The organism is Adlercreutzia murintestinalis, from assembly GCF_943192905.1.
Lineage (GTDB): Bacteria > Actinomycetota > Coriobacteriia > Coriobacteriales > Eggerthellaceae > Adlercreutzia_A > Adlercreutzia_A murintestinalis.
Window position 1 is genome coordinate 1 of sequence record NZ_CALPCC010000055.1, and the last position, 1,076, is coordinate 1,076.

A 1,076-nucleotide genomic window follows, 5' to 3' on the forward strand; every position below is an offset into this window, starting at 1 on the left:
TTTGGAGAGGGTAAGGTAAATCGGACACCAAGTTAAGGGTGAAAGGTGTTCGATATGACCCGAAGAAGGAAGCGGTACGACAGGCAGTTCAAGATAGCTGCGGCAAAGACCGTCTTAAGCGGCGAGATGAGAGTCGTCGACCTGGCAAGAGAGCTGGACATCAAGGACTCGACGCTCAGACGCTGGGCGCAAGAGTACGAGGAGATGGGAGAGGCGGCATTCCCTGGCAACGGCAGCCCTAAGGTCAACAAGGACTACGAGATCGTCAAGCTCAAAAAGAAGGTCGAGGAGCTCGAGCAAGAGAACGAGCTGCTAAAAAATTTCCGGGCCTTCTTGAGTCAAGACCATGCGTGAGATGCGAGTTCCTCAAGGCGCATAGGGGCGAGTTCGGCTCCATCAGGAAGGCATGCGAGACCCTGAAGGTCTCGAGGTCCGAATACTACGACTATATCAAGCGGAGGAAATCTAATGCCCAGATAGAGCGCGAGGCGCTGGAGGGGTTCGTCGTGGAGAAGTTCGAGCTCCACAAGGGCCGCTACGGCCATCGTCGCATCAACCGCGAGCTCAGGAAAGACGGCATCGTGGTAAGCGAGAAGCGCGTGCTGAACGTCATGCGGAAGCTGGGGCTCCAGGGCAAGGGCACGACAAGGAAGCACCGCAGGGCGAAGGTAGTCGAGATGGGAGATCCGCGCGTCAACCTCGTCAACCGCATGTTCGAGGTGGATGCGCGCAACCGCCTCTGGGTGGGCGACATCACCTACATCAACACCGCTGAAGGCTGGCTCTACCTTGCAGCCGTCATCGACACGTGGCACCGCAAGGTCGTCGGCTGGTCGATGTCTGCGCGCATCACCGAGAAGCTCGCAGTGGACGCGCTTGAGCAAGCGGTCGGCAGGGAGGATCCCCCTGCCGACTTCAGCCTCGTGTTCCACGACGACCAGGGTGCCCAGTACACGTCCCGCGCATTCCAGCGCTGCTTGGAATCCCACGGAATAGCCCAGTCGATGTCAAGGCCCGGCAACCCATGGGACAACGCGCTCGCCGAGTCCTTCTTCAAGACCCTGAAGCGGGAGCTG

At 59.1% G+C, this 1,076-nt stretch carries 1 protein-coding gene and 1 pseudogene; both read left to right on the plus strand.

Annotation, left to right across the window (positions count from 1 at the left end; genetic code table 11):
- The first annotated feature begins 54 nt into the window (after positions 1 to 54).
- A complete protein-coding gene (locus tag NFR19_RS08885; RefSeq protein ID WP_251213433.1) occupies positions 55 to 354 on the plus strand; it encodes a transposase in 300 nt (99 codons plus the stop codon).
- A pseudogene (locus NFR19_RS08890) lies at positions 333 to 1,076 on the plus strand (IS3 family transposase); the annotation flags it as partial. The gene NFR19_RS08885 and the pseudogene NFR19_RS08890, both read left to right, overlap by 22 nt.

Bases quoted from the DNA above. Each gene is read 5' to 3' on its own strand.
- NFR19_RS08885 (WP_251213433.1), top strand. From the start codon at position 55: ATGACCCGAAGAAGGAAGCGGTACGACAGGCAGTTCAAGATAGCTGCG.